The sequence below is a fragment of the Lachnospiraceae bacterium genome, from assembly GCA_025758065.1.
Lineage (GTDB): Bacteria > Bacillota > Clostridia > Lachnospirales > Lachnospiraceae > Enterocloster.
Genome location: CP107199.1, coordinates 2,915,332 through 2,938,561 on the forward strand (window position 1 = coordinate 2,915,332; position 23,230 = coordinate 2,938,561).

Annotated in this window: 18 protein-coding genes and 1 tRNA gene; 13 read left to right on the forward strand and 6 right to left on the reverse strand. The window is 43.6% G+C overall.

Annotated features, from left to right (window positions below; all coding sequences use genetic code 11):
* Window positions 1–60 precede the first annotated feature (60 nt).
* The 8 genes from OGM16_13545 (at window position 61) to OGM16_13580 (ending at window position 8,705) form a co-directional block, all read left to right on the forward strand.
* Window positions 61–843 carry an ISAs1 family transposase gene (locus OGM16_13545; GenBank protein UYJ45820.1) on the forward strand — a complete coding sequence of 261 codons (783 nt, stop codon included), beginning with the start codon at window positions 61–63 and terminating at the stop codon, window positions 841–843.
* A gap of 144 nt (window positions 844–987) precedes the next feature.
* Window positions 988–1,404, forward strand: coding sequence for an endosialidase (locus tag OGM16_13550; GenBank protein ID UYJ45821.1), 417 nt, complete (start codon window positions 988–990; stop codon window positions 1,402–1,404).
* A gap of 3 nt (window positions 1,405–1,407) precedes the next feature.
* Complete coding sequence (gene radA, locus OGM16_13555; GenBank protein ID UYJ45822.1) at window positions 1,408–2,790, forward strand: DNA repair protein RadA; 1,383 nt, start codon at window positions 1,408–1,410, stop codon at window positions 2,788–2,790.
* Between the two features lie 368 nt (window positions 2,791–3,158).
* Window positions 3,159–3,229, forward strand: a tRNA-Trp gene (locus OGM16_13560).
* A gap of 132 nt (window positions 3,230–3,361) precedes the next feature.
* The gene (locus OGM16_13565; protein ID UYJ45823.1) at window positions 3,362–4,645 is read left to right on the forward strand and encodes a DUF4317 domain-containing protein; all 1,284 of its coding nucleotides are present in this window, start codon (window positions 3,362–3,364) and stop codon (window positions 4,643–4,645) included.
* 216 nt (window positions 4,646–4,861) lie between these two features.
* Entirely contained in the window at window positions 4,862–5,296 is a 435-nt protein-coding gene (locus tag OGM16_13570; GenBank protein UYJ45824.1) for a hypothetical protein, read from the forward strand.
* Window positions 5,297–5,626: 330 nt separating this feature from the next.
* Window positions 5,627–5,872, forward strand: a complete 246-nt coding sequence (locus OGM16_13575; GenBank protein ID UYJ45825.1) for an HPr family phosphocarrier protein — start codon at window positions 5,627–5,629, stop codon at window positions 5,870–5,872.
* A gap of 442 nt (window positions 5,873–6,314) precedes the next feature.
* Window positions 6,315–8,705: an ATP-dependent DNA helicase gene (locus OGM16_13580; GenBank protein UYJ48468.1), complete on the forward strand. Its 2,391-nt coding sequence runs from the start codon at window positions 6,315–6,317 to the stop codon at window positions 8,703–8,705.
* Window positions 8,706–8,760: 55 nt separating this feature from the next.
* Here the strand turns inward: OGM16_13580 and OGM16_13585 are convergent, their stop codons facing one another.
* The gene (locus tag OGM16_13585; protein ID UYJ45826.1) at window positions 8,761–9,636 is read right to left on the reverse strand and encodes a LysR family transcriptional regulator; all 876 of its coding nucleotides are present in this window, start codon (window positions 9,634–9,636) and stop codon (window positions 8,761–8,763) included.
* Window positions 9,637–9,766: 130 nt separating this feature from the next.
* Between OGM16_13585 and OGM16_13590 the strand changes: the two genes are divergently transcribed.
* Together OGM16_13590 and OGM16_13595 are read left to right on the forward strand one after the other, a co-directional pair.
* Window positions 9,767–10,315 (forward strand): RNA polymerase subunit sigma-70, encoded by a 549-nt coding sequence (locus tag OGM16_13590; protein UYJ45827.1) that lies wholly within the window; start codon window positions 9,767–9,769, stop codon window positions 10,313–10,315.
* Between the two features lie 4 nt (window positions 10,316–10,319).
* Window positions 10,320–10,922, forward strand: a complete 603-nt coding sequence (locus tag OGM16_13595) for a histidine phosphatase family protein (protein UYJ45828.1) — start codon at window positions 10,320–10,322, stop codon at window positions 10,920–10,922.
* A 310-nt stretch (window positions 10,923–11,232) separates the two neighbouring features.
* Here OGM16_13595 and OGM16_13600 read toward each other — a convergent pair whose 3' ends face one another.
* Window positions 11,233–13,215, reverse strand: coding sequence for a sodium-translocating pyrophosphatase (locus OGM16_13600; protein UYJ45829.1), 1,983 nt, complete (start codon window positions 13,213–13,215; stop codon window positions 11,233–11,235).
* A gap of 268 nt (window positions 13,216–13,483) precedes the next feature.
* Between OGM16_13600 and OGM16_13605 the strand changes: the two genes are divergently transcribed.
* Window positions 13,484–14,731: a 6-phosphofructokinase gene (locus tag OGM16_13605; protein ID UYJ45830.1), complete on the forward strand. Its 1,248-nt coding sequence runs from the start codon at window positions 13,484–13,486 to the stop codon at window positions 14,729–14,731.
* 144 nt (window positions 14,732–14,875) lie between these two features.
* Here the strand turns inward: OGM16_13605 and OGM16_13610 are convergent, their stop codons facing one another.
* The 3 genes from OGM16_13610 to OGM16_13620 form a co-directional block, all read right to left on the reverse strand.
* A complete protein-coding gene (locus tag OGM16_13610; GenBank protein ID UYJ45831.1) occupies window positions 14,876–15,334 on the reverse strand; it encodes an EAL domain-containing protein in 459 nt (152 codons plus the stop codon).
* A 32-nt stretch (window positions 15,335–15,366) separates the two neighbouring features.
* Window positions 15,367–15,819, reverse strand: coding sequence for a GGDEF domain-containing protein (locus OGM16_13615; GenBank protein ID UYJ48469.1), 453 nt, complete (start codon window positions 15,817–15,819; stop codon window positions 15,367–15,369).
* A gap of 102 nt (window positions 15,820–15,921) precedes the next feature.
* Complete coding sequence (locus OGM16_13620) at window positions 15,922–17,400, reverse strand: DUF1846 domain-containing protein (GenBank protein ID UYJ45832.1); 1,479 nt, start codon at window positions 17,398–17,400, stop codon at window positions 15,922–15,924.
* A gap of 337 nt (window positions 17,401–17,737) precedes the next feature.
* On the opposite strand from OGM16_13620, the gene OGM16_13625 reads away from it, so the two are divergent.
* Both OGM16_13625 and OGM16_13630 read left to right on the forward strand, forming a co-directional pair.
* Window positions 17,738–21,511 carry a phosphoribosylformylglycinamidine synthase gene (locus tag OGM16_13625; GenBank protein ID UYJ45833.1) on the forward strand — a complete coding sequence of 1,258 codons (3,774 nt, stop codon included), beginning with the start codon at window positions 17,738–17,740 and terminating at the stop codon, window positions 21,509–21,511.
* 261 nt (window positions 21,512–21,772) lie between these two features.
* On the forward strand, window positions 21,773–22,639 hold the full coding sequence (locus OGM16_13630) for an SDR family oxidoreductase (GenBank protein ID UYJ45834.1): 867 nt from the start codon (window positions 21,773–21,775) through the stop codon (window positions 22,637–22,639).
* Window positions 22,640–22,680: 41 nt separating this feature from the next.
* Here OGM16_13630 and OGM16_13635 read toward each other — a convergent pair whose 3' ends face one another.
* Window positions 22,681–23,199 carry a GNAT family N-acetyltransferase gene (locus OGM16_13635; protein ID UYJ45835.1) on the reverse strand — a complete coding sequence of 173 codons (519 nt, stop codon included), beginning with the start codon at window positions 23,197–23,199 and terminating at the stop codon, window positions 22,681–22,683.
* Window positions 23,200–23,230 lie beyond the last annotated feature (31 nt).

A 23,230-nucleotide genomic window follows, 5' to 3' on the forward strand; every position in this document is an offset into this window, starting at 1 on the left:
CGTTTAAATCAGGACGATGGGGAACTGCTGAAGAAGATCATCTGTATCGATGGAAAAACCATGCGTTCCAATAAAAGAGGAGATGGGAAGGCGGCCCACATTGTATCAGCATGGAGTAAGGAGGATGGTTTTTGCCTTGGTCAAAAAGCAGTTGAAGAAAAAAGCAATGAGATCGTAGCAATCCCGGAATTGCTGGACAAGATCCAGATAAAAGGCCAGATCGTAACAATCGATGCAATGGGAACGCAGACTGCAATAGCGGAGAAAATAAAGAAAAAACGGGCAGACTATGTGCTGGCATTGAAGAGAAATCAAAACAGTCTGTATGAAGATGTACAAGAATACTTTTCAGACGAAGAGTTCCAAAAAGAGATCCGTGAAAGAGGTAATTACAAAAAAACCCAGGAAAAAGCACATGGTCAGATCGAGATAAGGGAGTATTATCAGACAGAGGATATAAAGTGGTTAAGCCAGAAAAAGAACTGGAAAGGACTGTCCAGTATAGTAATGGAGAAGAAAACGCTGAAGAAAGAAGGAAATACAAGAATAGAGAACCGTTATTTCATCAGCAGTTTAAAAGGAGACATTGAACAGGTCAGCCGTGCAGTGAGAGGACACTGGAGTATAGAAAGCATGCACTGGTATCTGGATGTAACATTCCGGGAAGATGCGAATACAACCATAGATAAGCTGGCGGCACAAAATTTGAATATCATAAGGAAATGGAGCCTAAGTATTTTGAAACCGGCACAAATAACAAGACATAAGTTGTCGATGCGAAAGAAAAGGTTTGTACTTAGCTTACGCCCAATTCAGTATCTAGAAGAACTTTTAGAAGCTTAAAAAATAACAGAAAGCAGAATTGATGCCAGATGATTGTTCGTGCGTTTGTCGTGCAAAGGTATAAAATCCACTGGTTATTTTACAGAAGTTGTTGTATAATTAAAAATACCTTATTTTACACATAAGAAGCAGGAGGATAAAAAGATGCCAGTCGTTGAAGAATTGATCCGCGCAGAGCAGGATGGCACCATCAGTTTTGGAGATTATAAGTTAGGACAGAAGTCAAAGAAGTCCGATTTTGAATATCAGGGCGATATCTATAAAGTTAAGACTTACAATGAGATCACAAAGCTGGAGCGCAATGAGATGTTTGTTTATGAGTCTGTTCCAGGCACAGTGGCTGAACATTTTAAAGTAACAGATGACAGCGTAGAGTTTGCAGTAGAGGGTGATAAGGATGCCCAGATCACCGTACAGCTGGAAAATGATACCGATTATGAGGTATATGTAGACGATGTTGCTGTAGGAAGCATGAAGACCAATATGAGCGGCAAGTTAAGCGTCAGCGTAGAATTAGAAGAGGGAACTTCCGTAAAGGTTAAAGCAGTAAAGAGAGCATAAATTATGGCAAAAGCAAAGACAACTGCATTTTTCTGTAAAGAATGCGGATATGAATCATCCAAATGGCTGGGACAGTGTCCCGCCTGCCGGGCCTGGAATACACTGGTGGAAGAACCAGTGGCAAAGATGGCACCGGCTGCAGGAAAAGGACGGATGTCTGCTGAGAGAGGAGCGGGTATGGCTGCGGCTAAACCCGCTCTTCTTTCAGAGATACGTCTGGAAAAGGAAGACAGGATCAGCACTGGCTTTAAAGAACTGGACCGGGTACTGGGAGATGGCATTGTAGCAGGATCCCTGGTACTAGTAGGCGGTGATCCGGGTATTGGAAAATCTACGCTGCTGCTGCAGGTATGCCGCCATCTGGCAGCTGCAGGTCAGAGAGTGCTTTATATCTCTGGTGAGGAATCCTTAAAGCAGATAAAAATGCGTGCAAACCGTATCGGGACTGTGACGGGAGAGCTGCGCTTTTTAAGTGAGACTAATTTAGAGCGCATTGAGGCTGTGATCGACCAGGAAAAGCCTCAGATCGTAGTGATCGACTCTATCCAGACCATGTATCGGGAAGAGATTACTTCTGCACCGGGAAGTGTAAGTCAGGTGCGTGAATCCACCGGTATTCTTATGCAGATCGCAAAAAGCCGGGGGATCGCTATTTTCGTGGTAGGACATGTGACAAAAGAAGGAGTTGTAGCAGGTCCAAGGGTGCTGGAACATATGGTAGATACAGTCCTTTATTTTGAAGGGGACAGAAATGCTGTGTATCGTATCCTTCGCAGCGTAAAAAACCGTTTTGGATCTACCAATGAGATCGGTGTGTTTGAAATGGGAGAAGAAGGACTGGCAGAAGTAGAAAATCCTTCGGAATATATGTTAGACGGCCGGCCAAAGGAAGCTTCAGGGGCAGTGGTTTCCTGTTCCTTTGAAGGAACCAGGCCTATATTGCTGGAAGTGCAGGCTTTGGTGGCAGAGACCAGTTTTGGTATGCCAAGAAGAACCGCTGCAGGTACAGATTACAACCGTGTAAACCTTTTAATGGCAGTGCTGGAAAAAAGGTGCCGGTATGAACTGTCCCGTCTGGATGCCTATGTAAACATTACCGGCGGTATGCGCATGAGCGAACCGGCGCTGGATCTTGCCATTGTTATGGCTTTAATGTCCAGTTACAAAGACAGACCGGTGGATCCGGGCATGCTTATTTTCGGGGAGGTAGGACTTTCCGGGGAAGTACGTGGGATCTCCCAGGCGGCCCAGAGAGTAGCAGAAGCAGCTAAACTAGGATTTACTACCTGTGTACTGCCAAAAGTAAATATGGAAAAGATAAAGCCCATAGATGGGATCCGCATGATCGGCGTGTCCAATGTACGGGAAGCTATTGGGCTGCTGTGATAAAAATACCTGCGCCGGGTCAGGATATCCGGTGCAGGTGTTTTTTTTGTAATAGGAAATTCCTTGAAATTTCCTATTACGCAAAAAGGCACTAACGTGCCAATGATGCGCACTCGCGTGAAGAAGAAACATGTCGCAAGCGACCGCGCTCGGCGCGAGAATGTGCCAAGGCACATTCTTTTTTGAGCAGTATGTACAGGCAGTGATTTGTTTTTCAGGGGTCATTACTGTATAAAAAAACAGAAAAAAACATACAATTACTTTTTTTGAAAAAACTTTGAAAAAAATTAAAATAGTTGTTGACACTGATTGCAGGTTGTGATATTATAATATCTGTTCGAGGGAACAGGAAAGAAAAAACAAAACATAGGGGAATAGTTCAATGGTAGAGCAGCGGTCTCCAAAACCGTAGATGGGGGTTCGAGCCCCTCTTCCCCTGCTGACTATTTGAAAGAATAGCCCAACCCGAAAGAAGTTCAGAAGTCGTATGGCTTTTGGGCTTTTCTTTTTGTGTGATACATGTACCAAAGGTCTAAAATCTGACGCAAGCTTGCACAAGGGAGATACACATATGAACAAAAAAGAATGTAACGAGATAAAAAAACTTTTCACTCCGGCAAATTGTGCCATCAGCCGGATCTGTGGCTGCTATGTGGATGCAGAAAAGAATAAAAAAACAGAGTTAAAAGAAGCGTTTCTGTCCCTTCCGGAGGAAGAGGCTTTTAAATATTTTACTATTTTCAGAAACGGGCTTTCCGGTACTATTGGAAAGAATCTTTTAAATATGGAGTTTCCCCTTCATGCAGAGGAAGAGGGCGGTACCCAGAATTTCCTTTTAAAGCTGCGTGACAGTGAGTTAAAAGACGATGGCCTGATTGAAGAATTTTATGACCGCATCATCGCCAATTTTGATTATGGGGAGAATTATTATATTATCCTGATCCATTGTGCCTATGACATTCCTGCAAAAGCCACAGATGGTTCTGAGATGTTTGATGCATCTGACTATGTTTATGAGTTTATCCAGTGTACTATCTGCCCTGTAAAGCTTTCTAAGGCTGGTCTGTGCTATAATTCCATGACAAATGCCATTGAAAACAGGATCCGTGACTGGCTGGTAGAGGCGCCTGTGACCAGCTTCTTATTTCCTGCTTTTAATGACCGTAATACAGATCTTCACAGCCTTCTTTTTTACGCAAAAAACGGAGAACAGCTGCCAGATACCCTGATCGATGAAGTTCTGGGCTGCCATACTCCTATGTCTGCTAAGAGCCAGAAGGAGACTTTCCAGGCTATAGTAGAAGAGACTCTGGGCGATAACTGTGATTTTGAGACGATAAAAAGCATCCATGAAAACTTAAGTGAACTGGCAGAAGAAACAAAAGACGAGCCGGTTCAGCCTGTATTAAATAAAACACAGCTAAAACAGCTGCTGGAAAATAATGGAGCAGATCCGGAAAAGCTGCAGGAATTTGACAGCCGTTACACAGACGTAGAAGATGGTCCTGAGACCAGTTTTACAGTTTCTAATGTGGTAAATACCCGGAGCTTTGAAATCAAAACTCCGGATGTGATCATTAAGGTGGCTCCTGATAAAACTGACCTGGTGGAAAACCGCATGATCGATGGCCGCCCCTGTCTTGTGATCGCGATTAACGAACACGTAGAGATCAACGGTATTTCTGTGCTTCCTGTGCCATTAAAAGACAGAAAAGGGGAAGTTAAAAACAACGGGGATGTTCAGGAGGAAGGCACTCCCTGGGGAGAAGAGGAAAAGCCAGTAAAGAAGCCTGCAGATGATACAGATGAGATCCGCCCGGTAGCTACAGGCATCTGTTCTGTGAAAGACATGTAATAAAAAGAAACATTTTTACATGTATCGCCATGAAGCAGGGGAGTCCTTGTTAGTTTGGACATTAACTTCCATAAGTTTCGGATATAATCTGGACAAAATTACCAATAGTTGTTATAATGACTATAATGTTCTGTGAAAAATAAAACAGGACAAATAATGGCGACTACTTCATTGACTAGAAGAAAAAATCATACGAGTGGAAGGAAGAGAGTACAAATGAGTCGGACAATTAAAGCAGGGCATGTATATCGTCAGTATTCTAAAGACGGAATGCCGATCGCAGATTATAAAAGTTCAAGACTGGCCCACGAAGCAACGGGAGTTTCTTTAGGTTCTATTGCCAGAGCAGCTCATGGTGAACGGAAAACAGGAGGGGGATATCTGTGGAGAGTAGTCCCGGAAAATCTTCCATGGGAACAGATTCAGGTGGACTTAAGCAGCAAGATCGGATATCATGACAAGAGACCGTTGATCCAGCTGACATTGGACGGTGAGGTGGTGGCAGAGTATCTGTCTATCGCGCATGCCAGCCGCACCCTTAATATCAGCCGCAGAAGTATTTCCTGTGCTATTACAGGAGCCCAGAAGACAGCCGGCGGATACAGGTGGGTTGAAAAGGAAACAAAGGAAGAACAGGAAGAAAAGGCCTGAAAATAAAGAAAAAAATTGCGATAAAATCGTGCAAAATTAAAGTAAAATATACTTGTCCGCAGCAAGAACAATCTAGGTGGTTTTCCAAAAATCTGGAAACCGCCTTTCTTTTATGCACAAAAACAGATATATTACAGAAACAAATCACAGCAGTTTACATAAAAAAACAGAAAAATGGGCATAATAAGGGTTATGGAATAAAATTTGACATTAAAAAATAATAGTGATATATATATTTCAACGTTCAGAAAAACCTGAACGGTAAGCATTTTAATCGGGAAAAATCCAGCTGAACAAGTCTGGAAAACCTTAAAAAAGGAGTTTTGAATAATGAAAGAAAAAAAGATCATGCTGCCATCTGCAGAGGAGGCAAAACATTTTGTAGCAGAGGCATCAAAGTGTGACTTTGATATCGACGTATTCTATAACCGTGTCACCATTGATGCAAAATCTATCCTGGGTGTATTAAGCCTTGACCTTGCACGGGTTCTGACAGTCCAGATGAACGGCGATAATGCAGAATTTGAAGAATATCTGGATACTTTAGTGCCAGCTGGAGCTGTAACAGCAGCTTAACAGGAAAAATGTAAACTTAAAATGTAAAGCTTCTTAGGAAGAATGGTAGAAAGGCAGAAAAGCGAACATAAGTTTGCTCATCTGCCTTTTTCATGTTATAATGAGTCCAAAAGAAAAACAAGCGACACCGAAGGTGGCATTTGTTTTTCTTGGACCATTAACGAAGGTTCCGCCTGCGAAAGCAGGCAGTAGAGCGCGAATGCGCGGGGAACCTGAGTATAAGATATAATGAGCGCAGGGAAAAACAAGCGGCTGCGCAGCAGACATTTGTTTTTCTAGGGTTATTAACGAGGATCCCGCCTGCGAAAGCAGGTAGTAAAGCACGCCAGTGCGAGGATCTGAGTATAAGATGAGCGCAGGGAAAAACAAGGGACACTGTAAATAGGAGGAAGCACAGTTGGAAACGATCCGTATTTCTGTCCGGAATCTGGTGGAATTTGTTATGCGGTCCGGGAATCTGGACAACCGCAGGAGCCAGGGGGCGAAGAAAGAGGCAATGCAGGCGGGAAGCAGACTGCACAGAAAGATACAAAAGCGTATGGGAGCTGATTACCGGGCAGAAGCAGCCTTAAAACATCTGGTAAAGGAAGATGTTTTTTCCATCCTTTTAGAGGGCCGGGCAGACGGTATTATCACTGAGGCCGCAGGAGTTACTATTGATGAGATCAAATGTATCTATATGGATGTAGAACGCTTAGAAGGGCCGGATCCGGTCCATCTGGCCCAGGCTATGTGCTATGGATATATTTATGCTTTTGACAGAGGCCTGGACAATATAGGAATACAGCTTACCTATTGTAATATAGAAAATGAGCAGATACGCCGTTTTAGAGAGGTAAAATCCTTTGAAGATCTGGAAAACTGGTTTCAGGGGCTTATCCATGAATATATTAAATGGGCCCGGTATCTTTATCACCATAGTCTGCGCAGAACAGAATGTTTAAAAGAACTGGAATTTCCTTATGAATACAGAGAGGGGCAGAAAGAACTGGCTGTATCTGTATACAAGAGCATTTCAAGGGGCAGAAATCTTTATATCCAGGCTCCTACTGGGATAGGAAAGACATTATCCTGTATATTCCCCAGCTTAAAAGCTATAGGAGAAGGTCTGGGTGATAAACTGTTTTATCTTACAGCTAAGACTATTACCCGAAGCGTAGCAGAGGAAACGTTCAGTCTGCTTCGTGAGAGGGAACACCTGTATTTTAGTACAGTGACCATTACAGCAAAAGAAAAACTGTGCGTATTAGAGAAAGCCGATTGTAACCCGGAAAGCTGTCCGAGAGCCAAAGGCCATTTTGACCGGGTCAATGACGCGGTGTATGAGGTGATACAGAAGGAACAGGGAATCACCAGGGAAAAGATACTGGAATATGCAGATAAATACCAGGTATGTCCTTTTGAACTGTGTCTGGATATCAGCAGCTGGGTGGATGGGATCATCTGTGATTATAATTATGTATTTGATCCTAATGTACGCCTGAAGCGGTACTTTGCAGAAGGTGAGGAAAATGGGGATTATATTTTTCTGGTAGATGAAGCACACAATCTTGTATCAAGGGCCAGGGAGATGTACAGCGCAGCTCTTATAAAAGAAGAATTTCTGAACGTGAAGAAGAGCTTAAAAGCAGTGCCTCAGGCTGGAAACGTGATCCGTCTGTTAGATAGATGCAACCGTCGTCTGTTAGATGTCAAGCGGGTAGGGGATTGGGATACCCTTTTGGAGGAAAAAGAAGAACTGGCTTACGATGCCGGTTTTCGCAGTGTACTTGGTGAATCCTACCGTATGCTTTCAGATGTAAAATTACTTTCACTGGAGCTTATGAGCCTTTTTGGGGAAATGGAAATCTTTTTAAATGAAAATAATGAATTTGAAGACAGGGAAATGGTTCTTGACCTGTATTTTAAAATACGTGATTTTCTTTATGTCAGTGACAGGCTGGATGAAAATTATAAGATATACAGCCGCCTGTTGCCAGATGGTTCCTTTATGGTAAAGCTTATGTGCGTTAACCCGTCAGTTTGTTTAAGGGAATGTCTGGGAAAGGGTGTTGGCACTGTGTTTTTTTCTGCTACCCTGCTACCCATCCGCTATTATAAAGAACTTTTAAGCGGCAGCCAGGAGGAATATGCAGTTTACGCAAAATCTCCTTTTAAAGCGGAGAACAGGTTAGTTCTGGCAGCTTCCGATGTAAGCAGCCGCTACAGCAGACGGGGAAAAGACCAGTATGAGCGCATCAGCGATTACATAGAGGCTGTGATCAGGGGAAAAACCGGGAATTATATCCTGTTTTTTCCATCATATCAGTTTCTGGAAGCTGTGCAGGATATTCTTGAGAAAAGGCAGGCAGAAGGCGGACTGGGCTTTCGTTTTATGGCACAGGCTTCTCATATGAGTGAAGAAGACCGGGAGAGATTTCTTTTAAGGTTTGAAGAAGAACCAAAAGAGTCTTTTGCAGGTCTGTGCGTTATGGGTGGTATTTTTTCAGAAGGGATAGACCTGAAAGAGGAGCGGCTGATCGGAGCCATTATCATTGGAACAGGACTTCCTCAGGTAAATCCGGAACAGGAGATCTTAAAGGAATATTTTGATGAAAGAGGAGAGGGAGGCTTCAACTATGCCTACCAATATCCTGGAATGAATAAAGTAATGCAGGCAGCAGGCCGGGTCATCCGTACCGTAAAGGATAAAGGGGTGATCGCCCTTTTAGATGACCGTTTTCTGCTGCCTGAATATGTGGCATTATTTCCAAGGGAATGGGAAAGTTATACAGTAGTGAACCGCTTTAATGTAAAACAGGCAGTGGATGGATTCTGGGAACAATTTGTATAGTGATCTGGCTGTGAGCGGATTAGGGATGTTTTTAGAATACCTTTTGTCTCCAAAATTATAACATATCCATAAATTGTTTAGCAGCCTGGGACACAGGAAGACTTTCGTTATAGGCAACTACCATCTGGCGGGTAGGAAGCTCTTCGGCAAGATCCAGGATAAAAAGGTCTTTATCATTGGCAGGGATACAGAAGTCCGGTACAAAAGCAATGCCAAGACCAATACGGGCCAGGTCAATGAGCAGATCATTACTGGAAAGTTCAATTTCCGGTACCAGGTCTAAATGGCTTTTCTGGAAGATCTGGTGCAGGAATTCACTGGTGGTGCTTTTGCGGTCCAGCATCATGATAGGGTATTTTAACAGTTCTTCTAAAGTCAGTTCCTTTCCTTCTAAGTCAAAGGCCTGACGGCTGGCTACGAATACATCATGGAAGTCATTGATGACCCGTGTATGCAGGTTTCCCACCAATGCAGAGTTTGGATAATTGGCGATGATAAAGTCAGTCTGGCCATTTTCCAGGGCTTTTGCACATTCGATGGAAGTGTGGTTTATAACTTTAATATGAATGTTGGGGTAGTCCTTGTGGAACCGGTTTAAATAAGGTACCAGATAGTAGCGGCAGATAGTATCGCTGGCCCCGATGCGCAGCTGGCCGCCATTTAAGGTATGGGCCTCTAAAAGCTGGTTTTCGCCCTTCTGGATCAGGTTCATAGCCGGCTCAATGTGTTTTAATAAGATTTCTCCCTCTGGTGTCAGCTGTACTTTTTTTGTACTGCGGATAAACAGTGGCTGGTTCAGCTTCTTTTCAAGTACCTTAATTGACTGGCTTACTGCAGACTGGGAAATAAAAAGCTGCTTGGAAGCTTCCGAGAAACTGAGAGTGACTGCTACATGATAAAAAACCTTATATAATTCATAATTAATATCCATTATTAAGCCCTCCTTATAATTATCTTTATTTTATCACGGGAGACTTAAGTTTGTAAAGAGCTGTTGTACTTGACTAATAATGGGGAATGACTTATCTTTATAACAGTGAACAAAGGAGAGAAGTATTATTATGGAAGTAAATTTTTACGAAATGTATTTAGAAGAAATGGCCCTGATTCCTGTATTAGAGGCAGAAGAAGAAAAAAAGGTACTGGCTCTTGCTGCAGAAGGAGATAAAGAGGCAAAAAAGCGCCTGGTTGAAGGTTATCTGGCAAAAGCAGCCCAGATGGTAAAAGAATATGAAGGAAGAGAGCTTCCAATGTCAGACGTAGTCCAGGAGGCGAATGTGGCCCTTACAGCAGCGGCTGCTGCTTATGACGGAAGCCAGAAGTGGGAGGATTTTTTTGAGCAGGAGGTCCGTCAGGCAGTAGAAGCAGCCTTAGAAGAACAGAAAACAGAGGCTGAAATAGAAGAGAATATGGCAGCCAGGGTAAATGTACTCCAGACAGTATCCCAGGTAATGGCAAAAGAGCTGGGGAGAGAGGCAACGGTGACAGAACTGGCTGAAAAGATGAAAATGACCGAAGATGAAGTAAAGGATATTATGAAGCTGGCTCTGGATGCGATTACAGTAAACGGAGAAGGCGCAGTATCAGGGGAACAGAAAGAGGAAGAATAAACAAATGAAATTATATATTATACGCCATGGGCAGACGGATTGGAATATAGCTAAAAAGATCCAGGGCAGACAGGATATCCCCTTAAATGAACGGGGAAGATACCAGGCGGGCTGTCTCAAAAAAGCAATGGAAAACCGCCCTGTTACAGATGTATTTACCAGCCCTCAGATCCGGGCAATGGAAACAGCCAAAGCAGTGGCCTCGTCTTCCGGTTCTGTGGTGATCCCGGTAAAAGATCTTATGGAGATCAACTATGGTTCCTGGGAAGGAAAAACAGAAGAGGAGCTTTTACAGGAGGACAGGGCATTGTATGAAGCCTGGTGGTCACACCCGGCAGAAACAGCACCTCCGGGAGGCGAAAGCATCAGCCAGGTCAATGAGCGCTGCCAAAAGGCATGGAAAGAGATAAAGCCCCAGCTTACAGGGGATGCAGCAATTGTAGCCCATGGCGGTTTGCTGGCTCATTTTATGGAGCAGCTTTTAGGCAGTGAAAGTGTAGCTGCATCTACCGTAGCTCACAATGCAAGTATTACAACCATTGAATATGAGCCGGAAACAGAAAGATTTACGCTGGTGGAATTTGATGATTACAGGCATTTATTATGACCTTTTTACTCATGTTTTTAGAATTGCGGGAGTGCAAAGCAAGCAGCAATAGTATATACCGAAAAAGAACCCCACAGTGATCACGCTGCAGGGTTCTTTTTTTCGAAAATGGGTTTGGCTGTTATAAACATTTTCAATCAATTTATGTACTAGTACATCGTTTTCGAAATAACTATACCACTCACTTGTCTGCGAATCTGATTGCACAGGTCTAAAAGCCTCAGCGTAGCCCGCTACGCCTGCGTTTTTAGACCTGCACACTCAAATTCGCATCCTACGCGATCAGTACAGTTATTTACGAAACAATGTACTAGATCAGTCCTCCAAACTGAAGGAAGAGAGGAGCAAAAACTAAAGATACGATAGTCATCAGCTTGATCAGGATGTTAATAGACGGACCGGAGGTATCCTTAAACGGGTCACCTACTGTATCGCCTACAACAGCAGCTTTATGAGCTGTACTTCCCTTGCCGCCATGATTACCTTCTTCGATATACTTCTTTGCGTTATCCCATGCGCCACCGGAGTTGGACATGAAGATAGCCATGAGTACACCGGTTAAAAGAGCACCGGTCAAAAGTCCGCCTAAAGCATCCGGACCCAGGATAAGACCTACTGTGATCGGAGCAAGGACAGCCATAAGTCCTGGAAGAAACATTTCTTTTAAGGCTGCGTTGGTGGAAATGGAAACACAGGAAGCATAATCCGGACGGGAAGTGCCTTTTAAGATACCGGCATCTTCGTGGAACTGACGGCGTACCTCCTCGATCATCTCATGGGCTGCCTTGGATACAGATTCCATGGTCATGGCTGAGAAGAGGAAAGTAAGCATACCGCCAATAAATAAACCTACAATAACATGTGCATTTAAAATATCAATGGTCTTTAACTGAACAGCTTCTGCATAGGATACGAAGAGAGCCAGGGCAGTTAAAGCAGCAGAACCAATAGCAAATCCTTTGCCAATAGCAGCAGTGGTGTTGCCCACAGAGTCTAATTTGTCAGTGATCTCACGGACAGATTCATCCAGACCGGACATTTCAGCGATACCGCCTGCATTGTCAGCGATTGGGCCATATGCGTCAATAGCAACTGTGATGCCTGTAGTAGAAAGCATACCAACAGCTGCAAGGGCTATACCGTAAAGTCCCATTAAATGGTTGGCGATCAGAATACCGGCGGAAACTAACAGAATCGGAACAGCAGTGGATTCCATACCTACTGCAAGACCGCTGATAATAGTAGTAGCAGAACCGGTTTCAGACTGCTTTGCGATCTTCTTTACAAAACGGTAATCACCGGAAGTATAAACTTCAGTGATCGCACCAATAAGAACCCCTACGAAAAGTCCTGCGATCACAGTGAAGGCAGCTAGGAAGTTGCCAAAGAAAGTACGGCTTAATACCAGGGCACTGATCACGACCAGGGCAGTGGCACTGTATTCGCCGGTTTTTAAAGCTTTGTGTGGATCTGCATTTCCAATGGCCTTTACTAAAGCAGAGCCGATCATAGAAGCGATGATGCCTGCTGCGGAAAGTAAAAGAGGAAAGAGGACGCCTGCTTCCTGATAAAATACAATACCAAGAGTCAGGGCGGAGATCAGGGAACCAACATAAGACTCAAACAGGTCAGCCCCCATACCTGCAACGTCACCAACGTTATCACCAACATTATCTGCGATAACAGCTGGGTTGCGGGGATCATCTTCCGGGATGCCGGCTTCTACTTTACCAACCAGGTCAGCACCAACGTCAGCAGCCTTGGTGTAAATACCGCCGCCTACACGGGCAAACAATGCGATAGAAGAAGCGCCTAAGCTGAAACCGGACAGAACAGAAACATCACCGGTGATAAGATAAAGGGCTCCTACACCTAAAAGCCCAAGACCAACAACTGCCATACCCATAACACTTCCGCCGGAAAATGCCAGTGCCAGAGCATGTTTCATACCCTGGGTGCGGGCTGCATTGGCGGTACGGCAGTTTGCGCGGATAGCAGCGCTCATTCCAAGATATCCGGCAGCGGTAGAGAAGATGCTTCCGGTAAGAAAACATACAGCTGTTACCCAGTTGTGTGTACCAACACCGATGACAACAAATAATACAGCAATAAAAATAACCAGAATACGGTATTCGGAAGCCAGAAATGCTCTTGCTCCTTCTGCGATAGCGTCTGCGATCTCACGCATTTTGTCATTTCCCGGATCCTGTTTGATCACATAAGATTTCAGGAAAATGGCAAACAGTAAACCTGCCAGTCCTACTACCGGGACTAAAAATAATAGTTCTTTCATAATACCCTCCTAATACACATACGTTTGTTAAAAATGTAGTTATTAACCTGAAAATATTGTAACAAATATAGCAAAAATTATCAACAAAAAAATTGCAAAAACCTAAAAAAATTTGTAAATAAAAATTACTTGCTAATTGCCTGCTCCTGTATTACAATTAAAAATATAGGTGTAAGCGCTTACAATCATACTCTCGTTAAATTGGCCGCAAAATCAGTCACAAAAGATTCCGAGAGAACCTATTAAAACATGGGAGGTATTTTATACTATGAATGGTATAAGAGGAAATGTGATCGTAGGACAGTCCGGCGGCCCTACAGCAGTGATCAATTCAAGTCTTGCGGGTGTATTTAAAACAGCAAAGGACAGAGGTGCAAATAAGGTATATGGCATGCTTCACGGTATCCAGGGGCTTTTGCAGGAGCGATATGTGGACTTAGATGACCATATTAAAAACGACCTGGACATTGAGCTTTTAAAGAGAACACCTTCTGCTTACTTAGGTTCCTGCCGTTTTAAGCTGCCGGATATTTCAAAGGACAGAGAGATCTACGACAAGATATTTGATATTTTAAATAAAATGGAGATCAAGTATTTCTTCTATATTGGAGGAAATGACTCTATGGATACCATTAAAAAACTTTCCGATTATTCCCTGTTAAACGGAAGCGATATCCGTTTCATGGGTGTACCAAAGACCATTGATAATGACCTGGCAGCTACAGACCATACACCTGGTTATGGAAGTGCCGCAAAATATATTGGCTCTATTACAAAAGAAGTGATCCGGGATGGTCTGGTATATGACCAGCAGAATGTGACCATCTTAGAGATCATGGGACGAAATGCAGGCTGGCTCACCGGTGCAGCAGCTTTGGCAAAATGCGAAGACTGTGAAGGACCTGATATGATCTTCTTGCCAGAGGTTACTTTCGATGTAGATGAGTTTATGAAGAAGGTAGCAGAGCTGCATAAGAAGAAAAAATCTGTAGTAGTGGCAGTATCAGAGGGGGTAAAAACAGCTGATGGCAGATATGTATGCGAACTGACTGATGGTATTGATTTTGTAGATGCATTTGGTCATAAGCAGTTGACAGGAACTGCCCGTTTCCTGGCTGAAAAGATAAATCGTGAAGTTGGCTGCAAGACCAGAGCGATCGAATTTAACTCTCTTCAAAGATGTGCTTCCCATATTGTATCCAGAGTGGATATTACAGAGGCTTATCAGGTAGGTGGAGCTGCTGTAAAGGAAGCATTTGAAGGTGAAACAGGCAAGATGATCATCTTAAAGAGAGTTTCTGATGATCCATATATCTGCGTTACTGATATTTACGATGTACACAAGATCGCAAATGTAGAGAAGAAAGTTCCAAGAAACTGGATCAATGAAGCAGGAGATTATGTAACAGAAGAATTTGTAAATTATATCCGTCCGCTGATCCAGGCAGAATTAACCCCGATCATGACAGATGGACTTCCAAGACATTTGTATTACACAGATATAGAGAAGAAGTAAGAGTGTAAAAGCTGAAGCTGCGTTAGTGGGCATTTCAGTTACGCATAGCAAAAATCCTCCGCCAGATGGCAGGGGATTTTTGCGTGTGAAGAAAAGTACATTTTTATTTGTGGGGAAGGTTTTTGCCTGACTTTGCAGCGCCGGTTACACTGAAAAACTTTGTTGTATCAGTTTTTCAAAATCATCACAGCACATAGGCCGGTAGTACAGAAATCCCTGTATCTCGGAGCAGCCTTCTTCTTTCAGAAAATCTGCAATTTCTTTTGTTTCCACACCTTCGCATACGATCAGTTTATTCATCCTTTTTAACATATGAAAGATCTCCTGCAACACGATCTGGGTACTTTCTATCAGGGAGTCGCCTAAGAATTTCCTGTCGATTTTTACTTCATCAAAAAGCAGATCTTTTAATATGTTTAAAGAAGAATAGCCAGAACCAAAATCGTCCATAGAAATCTGTATCTGATGCTGTTTAAAACTGCGAATGACTTGATTAACAGCTTCACGGTTATTTATGTAGGCAGATTCTGTGATTTCAAAGGTAAGAAGAGAAGGGGATATATGATAGGTATTGATCAGTTCCCATACTTTCTGGATAAACACCTGAGGCTGTTCAAAATGGATCGGTGAAATATTTAAGGAATCACAGAAGCCGGCTGGGAAGAAGCAGGGAGTTTACTTTTTGAGATACACATTTTCTTGTAGAATTTGTCCTGGTACATGTTTTTATCAGCTGCCTGTATCAGATCATTTATCATAAAATAATGATTCCGGTAGCTGACCTCATAACCTGCTGCATAGCTTAATGGAAGGGAGGACCGGTTATTGTAGTCTTGTACCAGACATTTCAACCGTTCGTTCATCTGCTTCATGTCATCTGGATCAGTATGTTCCTTGATGATGATAAATTCCTCACCTCCGTAACGGGCTAAAAAACAGTTGTCATCTAAAATGCGGGTCAGACAATAAGCAAAAGACTGGATAAATTCATCGCCCTTTTCATGGCCAAAGGTGTTATTTACATGCTTTAATCCGTTTAGATCAAACATCATTACGCCAATATCAAATGTACTGTTTTTATTGTTCAGTTCCTGGATCTTTTTTTTCAGCTAAAGCAGCTCATTATAAAGAACACAAAAACCCCAGAGGCAGTACCCACCGGGGCTTTTGATGTCGGGTTCCTGGTTATTTTAATAATAAAGTTTTTTGTGCTCATAAACCGGCTCGCTTGTCAGCTGAACACCCAGTTTCTTAAAAATCTTGATATCTACATTAGAAAGCATAACGGAAGTATGTACCTGGCAGCCACGCAGTTTTGGAAGCTGGGCAAGAGCTTTCTTTGCAGTCTCGTCTGTAGCAGCACTCATGGACAGGGCGATTAGGACTTCATCTGTATGAAGACGAGGGTTCTTGCTGCCAAGATAACCGGTTTTTAATACCTGGATCGGTTCGATAGCAGAAGGTGCGATCAGGTGTGCATCATCAGGAATATCTCCTAAGACCTTGATGGCATTTAAAAGAACAGCAGCAGAAGCGCCTAACAGGTCGCTGGTTTTTCCGGTGACGATCCTTCCATCTTCTAATTCCATGGCAGCTGCAGGACAGGAGAGCTCTTCTGCACGCTTTAAACATGGTCCAACCACTTTTCTCATTTCAGGAGTGATCTTTGCCTGGTTCATTAACAGCTTTAACTTGTAAACTTCATCAGAGTTGTCATCTTCTTTTGCAAGGCGGTTTAATGCCTGATAGTAGCGGCGGATGATCTCCTGCTTGGAAGCCTCGCAGCATACCTCATCATCACAGATACAGAAACCGGCCATATTTACGCCCATGTCAGTAGGAGACTTGTAAGGGCTGGATCCATAGATGCCTTCAAAAATAGCATTTAATACAGGAAAAATATCCACATCACGGTTGTAGTTGACAGTAGTCTTTCCATAAGCTTCCAGGTGGAACGGGTCGATCATATTTACGTCATTTAAGTCAGCAGTAGCAGCCTCGTAAGCCAGGTTTACCGGATGCTTTAAAGGAAGGTTCCAGATAGGGAAGGTCTCAAATTTTGCATATCCGGCTTTGATTCCACGTTTGTTTTCATGGTAAAGCTGGGATAAGCAGGTAGCCATTTTGCCGCTTCCCGGTCCGGGAGCTGTAATGACAACTAATGGTCTGGAGGTTTCAATATAGTCATTTTTGCCGTAACCTTCATCGCTTACGATCAGCGGGATATTACTTGGATATCCTTCAATACAGTAGTGGCGGTATACACGGATGCCCATGTGCTCCAGCTTCATCTTAAACTGGTCAGCGCCGCTTTGACCGCTGTACTGGGTAATAACTACACTTCCTACATAAAGGCCTTTTCCCTGAAATTCCTGGATCAGGCGGAGTACATCTACGTCGTAGGTGATGCCAAGGTCGTGGCGCACCTTGCTTTTTTCAATATCAGCAGCGCTGATAACGATGACTACTTCGGCCTGGTCAGCTAACTGAAGCAGCATACGCAGCTTACTATCTGGTGCAAATCCGGGAAGGACTCTGGAGGCATGGTAATCGTCAAAAAGTTTGCCGCCGAACTCCAGATACAGTTTGTCACCGAATTGTCCGATCCGCTCTTTAATATGCTCTGACTGCATGGAAAGGTATTTGTCATTGTCGAATCCGATTTTCATGTTCTTGTATCTCCTGCTATGATTTCTCTTATTTAAACACGTACGTTTGCGCATTTGTTTTAGTATATCATAATTTTACATTCCATACCAGAACTTTTACTATGAAAGTGTTGACAGGCGGTTATGGAGAATGCGTGTCTGTCCAAGGGGAGCCATAGACATTCACAACATACTTATAAGAAACAAATATAATAATAATTAAATATATTAATTTTACTAATTTATATAACATGTGCTATTATAAAGGCAAAAGTTAAAGTTAAACAGGCAAATAAGGCCATTTACAAGGTGGCCTGCACAGAAGAAGCTAAAAGCTATAAATCACAGGAGGTCTGTAATGAGCGTAAGACGAATTTTTGTAGAGAAAAAGCCTGATTATGCGGTAAAAGCAGGAGAGTTAAGAGAAGAATTAGTAAGTTATCTTGGTATTACCGGAGTGAAGAGTGTACGGGTACTGATCCGTTATGATATTGAAAATCTTTCAGAAGATACCTATACGAAGGCACTGGGAACCATTTTCTCAGAGCCGCCTGTAGATGAAGTCTATGAGGAAGAATTTCCAAAGAATCCGGGAGATCTGGTGTTCTCTGTTGAGTATCTTCCGGGACAGTTTGACCAGAGAGCTGATTCTGCCATGCAGTGTGTAAAGCTTTTAAAAGAAGATGAGGAGCCGGTGATCCGCACAGCAACCACCTATGTGATCACAGCACCGCTGACTCTGGCACAGGAGGACGCTATCCGTCATTTCTGTATCAACCCGGTAGACAGCCGTCAGGCAGAAGAAGACAAGCCAAAGACTCTGGTGACTGAATTTGATGTTCCGGAAGATATTAAGAGCTTTGAAGGCTTTGCAAAGGCTTCAGAAGAAGAATTAAAGGCATTATATGACACCTTAAATCTTGCAATGACATTCAAAGACTTCCTATATATACAGCAGTATTATGCAGGAGAAGAACACAGAGATCCAACTGTAACAGAGATCCGCGTGCTGGATACTTACTGGTCTGACCACTGCCGTCACACCACCTTCTCTACAGAGCTTAAAAATGTGGCTTTCACAGAAGGCGAATACAGAAAGCCCATTGAAGATACTTATAAAAAATATCTGGCTGACCGTGCAGTGATCTATAAGGACCGCAAGGATAAATATGTATGCCTTATGGATCTGGCTCTTATGGCAATGAAAAAGCTGCGCAGCGAAGGCAAACTGGAAGATCAGGAAGAGTCTGATGAGATCAATGCCTGCAGCATCGTAGTTCCTGTAGAAATCGACGGAAAAACAGAAGAGTGGCTGGTAAACTTTAAAAATGAGACCCACAACCATCCAACTGAGATCGAGCCTTTCGGTGGTGCAGCTACCTGTCTTGGCGGTGCGATCCGCGACCCGTTATCCGGTCGTACTTATGTATACCAGGCAATGCGTATTACCGGTGCAGATGATCCTACAAAGCCATTAAATGAGACATTAAAGGGTAAATTGCCTCAGAGAAAGATCGTTACCAGCGCAGCTGCCGGATATTCTTCTTATGGAAACCAGATCGGTCTGGCAACCGGTTATGTAAAAGAATTATATCATCCAGGTTATGTGGCTAAGAGAATGGAGATCGGTGCTGTTATGGGCGCTGCTCCAAGAAAATACGTAAAGCGCTTAACCTCTGATCCGGGAGATATCATTATCCTTTTAGGCGGACGTACCGGTCGTGATGGTATCGGCGGTGCTACCGGCTCTTCCAAGGTACACACCACGGCTTCTATTGAGGTGTGTGGTGCAGAGGTACAGAAGGGAAATGCACCTACTGAGCGTAAGATCCAGAGAATGTTCCGCCGCCCGGAAGTAAGCTCTATTATTAAAAAATGTAATGACTTTGGTGCAGGCGGTGTATCTGTTGCCATTGGCGAACTGGCTGCAGGTCTTCAGATCGACCTTGACAAGGTGCCTAAAAAATATGCAGGACTTGACGGCACTGAGATCGCGATTTCCGAGTCACAGGAACGTATGGCAGTGGTTGTTGATCCGGCAGATGTAGAGAAATTCTTAGGCTATGCAGCTGAAGAGAATCTGGAAGCAGTTACCGTTGCAGTTGTGACCGAAGATCCAAGACTGGTGATGAACTGGAGAGGAAAGACCATTGTAGATATCAGCCGTGCTTTCCTTGATACAAACGGCGCTCATCAGGAAGCAGATGTTATCTTAGAGGTTCCGGGGCATGAGGGAAATCTCTTTGATAAGAAAGAGGTAGGAAATGTAAAAGAAAAATGGCTGAACATGCTGTCTGACTTAAATGTATGCTCACAGAAGGGGCTGGTAGAGCGTTTTGACGGTTCTATCGGTGCAGGCTCTGTATTTATGCCATTTGGCGGTAAATATCAGCTGACAGAAACACAGTCCATGGTAGCAAAGCTTCCTGTATTGGAAGGACATACCGATACTGTTACCATGATGAGCTATGGCTTTGATCCATATCTTTCCAGCTGGAGCCCATACCATGGTGCTGTTTACGCAGTTATCTCTTCTGTGGCAAAGATCGTGGCAGCAGGTGGTGATTATAGAAAGATCCGTTTTACCTTCCAGGAATACTTCCGCAGAATGAGCAGTGATCCAACCAGATGGAGCCAGCCGTTTGCAGCACTCCTTGGTGCTTACAATGCACAGATGGGCTTTGGACTTCCTTCTATCGGCGGTAAGGACAGTATGTCCGGTACCTTTGATGATGAACACGGTGAGATCAATGTACCTCCTACACTGGTTTCATTTGCAGTAGATGTAAACAGCTGCAAGAACATCATCACTCCTGAATTTAAGAAAGCAGGAAGTAAGATCGTAGAATTCAAGATCAACCGTGATAACTATGATCTGCCGGATTATGCCCAGATCATGGATGGCTACGGCAAGCTGTTTGAAGATATCAAAGCAGGAAAGATCCTTTCTGCTTATGCAGTAGAAGGCAGAGGTGCTGCTGAGGCTGTGAGCAAGATGGCATTCGGCAACAAGATGGGTGTTAAGATCGAGCATAATGTAGATCCAAGAGATTTCTTTGGCGCAGGCTGGGGCAATATCGTATGCGAAGTAGCAGAAGGAAAAGTGGGAGAACTTTCTATTCCATATACTGTACTTGGCGAAGTAACAGACAAGGGCGTATTTGAATACGGAAATACCGTTATTACAATGGATGAAGCCTTGGCAGGCTGGATAAAGACCTTAGAGGATGTATTCCCAACTGTTACAGGCAAAGAAAAGACAGGAGAAGCTGCAAGGGTAGAAGAGAAGCTTTACGATACAGATACTATTTACATCTGCGATCACAAGCTGGCACAGCCGGAAGTATTTATCCCTGTATTCCCAGGTACCAACTGCGAATATGACAGTACAAAGGCCTTTGAGCGTGCAGGCGCAAAGGTAGTAACAAAGGTATTTAAGAATTTAAGCGCCCAGGACATCCGTGAGTCTGTAGAAGAATATAAGAAAGAGATCGCAAAGGCACAGATCATCATGTTCCCAGGCGGTTTCTCTGCCGGTGATGAGCCGGACGGTTCTGCTAAATTCTTTGCAACAGTATTCCGCAATGCAGTGATCAAAGAAGAGGTAGAAAAGCTGTTAAATGAACGTGACGGACTTATGCTTGGTATATGCAACGGCTTCCAGGCCCTGATCAAGTTAGGCCTTGTTCCGGAAGGTAAGATCACTGAGCAGAAGCCGGATTCTCCTACATTGGCTATGAACACCATTGGACGTCATATTTCCAAGATGGTCTATACCAAGGTCATGACTAACAAATCCCCATGGCTGGCAGAGGCAAAACTGGGCGGTGTGTACTGTAACCCAGCTTCCCACGGCGAAGGACGTTTCGTAGCAGATGAAGCATGGCTCCACAGACTTATTGCAAATGGTCAGGTAGCTACCCAGTATGTAGACGACAAGGGCAATGTGACCATGGACGAATACTGGAATCCAAATGGCTCTTATATGGCCATCGAAGGCATCACAAGCCCGGATGGACGTATCCTTGGCAAGATGGCTCATTCCGAAAGAAGAGGAGAGGCTGTTGCCATGAATATTTATGGTGAGCAGGATATGAAGATCTTTGAATCTGGTGTGAAGTACTTTAAATAAATAATAAAATTAAGGTCCCGGAAGATGGTCTGAAAAATACAGGCCGCTTCCAGGATTTTTGCATTGCCCAGGAAGGGAAATATTTGGTAAAATAAAGTTTAGGATACCAGTTGACGGGAATCGTATTTTGTATTATATATTGACACATAAGACCGGTATACCGGTATACTTGATTTGCTGTGATCATACATGACTCTTTTATGAGTTTCATGTATCAGTAAATAAAATAGTGCCTTAAAGGGTGCGGAAAGAGGAGAAGCTATGAAAGTACCTTTTAATGTGGATCTTACAGGAAAAACTGCCATTGTAACAGGAGGAAGCGGCGTGCTTTGTTCTGCTATGGCTTACGGCCTGGCTGTAAATGGAGCGAAAGTTGCCATTATCGGGCGCAATAAGGAAAAACTGGCGAAAATGTCTGAAACACTGACAGAAAATGCCAAAAACGAATATGGCAAAGACGTAACAGTAAAAGGCTACAGCTGCAATGTACTGGACAAGGAAGAACTGGTAAAGACCTATGAACAGATCAAGGCAGAGCTGGGAAGCTGTGGTATCCTGATCAACGGTGCAGGCGGCAACCAGCCGGGAGCCATTGCTTCTGTAAAGATGTTAAAGAAGGAAAAACAGGAGGACGATTATTCTTTCTGGGATCTGAAGGAAGAAAATATCAGAAATGTGATGGATCTGAATTACATGGGAACTTTACTGCCTATCCAGGTATTTACCAGAGACATGGTTGAAAAGAGAAAGGGAAGCATTATCAATATCGCTTCTGTTTCTTCCATCCTTCCTCTTTCCAAGGTCATGGCTTATTCCAATGCAAAAAGCGCTGTCCAGAGCCTGACTCAGTGGCTGGCCATCCATTTTGGACAGAGCGGCATCCGCTGCAATGCCATTGTACCAGGATTTTATGCAGCAGAGCAGAACCATGATCTGTTATTTAACAAAGACGGTTCCTACACAGACAGAGCCGGAGATATCATTGCCGGAACTCCTATGGGACGTTTTGGAAATCCGGAGGAGCTGATCGGTGCAGCCCTGTTTTTGGCAAGTGATGATGCAGCCGGCTTTGTAAATGGCATCGTACTGCCTGTAGATGGCGGTTACAGCGCTTTCAGCGGGGTATAATTGTTTTTATGACCAATCTGGTTAAAATAACGCCATGTGCGTCAGTTTAAAATCTTCTGGTAGGCGAACCGGGGATCTCCGGCTTCACTTCCAGAGCATAATGTGATCTTTCCACAGAAGGTATATCCATTTTTGGTTAATGCTTTCTGCATGGAAAGGTTGTCCGGATGGGTGTCGATACGAATGTTTCTGACACCCTTTTCCTTTGCAAAGATCTCAGAATGAGAGAAAAGGCTTCCAGCCAGCCCTTTGCCCTTGTGGGCCTCGGATACGCAGACTCTGTGGAAAGCAAAATAAGGCTCGTCATTTAACCAGGCACCGCCTATGGCTGCATAATCAGCTTCAGGGCCGGGTACAACAGTGACCATGCCTAAAACTTTTCCGTTTTCTTCCAGAACGTGTACAACGCCCTTTTTAATGCCTTCTGTAAGCCCCTGCTCATTAGGCTCCCCTTTTTGCCACTGGTCAATGTTTCTTGTGCGGAATCCTTCTTTTGCTTCCTCCACCATTTTCATCATGGCAGGCAGATCTGACAGATCAGCGGTTCTGTATTTTAACATATGGTGCCTCCGTTTGTTTTTTGATTTTTTC

Bases quoted from the DNA above. Each gene is read 5' to 3' on its own strand.
- OGM16_13545 (UYJ45820.1), top strand. From the start codon at position 61: ATGCGTTCCAATAAAAGAGGAGATGGGAAGGCGGCCCACATTGTATCA.
- OGM16_13635 (UYJ45835.1), bottom strand. From the start codon at position 23,199: ATGTTAAAATACAGAACCGCTGATCTGTCAGATCTGCCTGCCATGATG.
- OGM16_13585 (UYJ45826.1), bottom strand. From the start codon at position 9,636: ATGGATATTAATTATGAATTATATAAGGTTTTTTATCATGTAGCAGTC.
- radA (UYJ45822.1), top strand. From the start codon at position 1,408: ATGGCAAAAGCAAAGACAACTGCATTTTTCTGTAAAGAATGCGGATAT.
- OGM16_13600 (UYJ45829.1), bottom strand. From the start codon at position 13,215: ATGAAAGAACTATTATTTTTAGTCCCGGTAGTAGGACTGGCAGGTTTA.
- OGM16_13625 (UYJ45833.1), top strand. From the start codon at position 17,738: ATGAGCGTAAGACGAATTTTTGTAGAGAAAAAGCCTGATTATGCGGTA.
- OGM16_13590 (UYJ45827.1), top strand. From the start codon at position 9,767: ATGGAAGTAAATTTTTACGAAATGTATTTAGAAGAAATGGCCCTGATT.
- OGM16_13620 (UYJ45832.1), bottom strand. From the start codon at position 17,400: ATGAAAATCGGATTCGACAATGACAAATACCTTTCCATGCAGTCAGAG.
- OGM16_13550 (UYJ45821.1), top strand. From the start codon at position 988: ATGCCAGTCGTTGAAGAATTGATCCGCGCAGAGCAGGATGGCACCATC.
- OGM16_13630 (UYJ45834.1), top strand. From the start codon at position 21,773: ATGAAAGTACCTTTTAATGTGGATCTTACAGGAAAAACTGCCATTGTA.
- OGM16_13570 (UYJ45824.1), top strand. From the start codon at position 4,862: ATGAGTCGGACAATTAAAGCAGGGCATGTATATCGTCAGTATTCTAAA.
- OGM16_13575 (UYJ45825.1), top strand. From the start codon at position 5,627: ATGAAAGAAAAAAAGATCATGCTGCCATCTGCAGAGGAGGCAAAACAT.
- OGM16_13580 (UYJ48468.1), top strand. From the start codon at position 6,315: ATGCGGTCCGGGAATCTGGACAACCGCAGGAGCCAGGGGGCGAAGAAA.
- OGM16_13605 (UYJ45830.1), top strand. From the start codon at position 13,484: ATGAATGGTATAAGAGGAAATGTGATCGTAGGACAGTCCGGCGGCCCT.
- OGM16_13565 (UYJ45823.1), top strand. From the start codon at position 3,362: ATGAACAAAAAAGAATGTAACGAGATAAAAAAACTTTTCACTCCGGCA.
- OGM16_13595 (UYJ45828.1), top strand. From the start codon at position 10,320: ATGAAATTATATATTATACGCCATGGGCAGACGGATTGGAATATAGCT.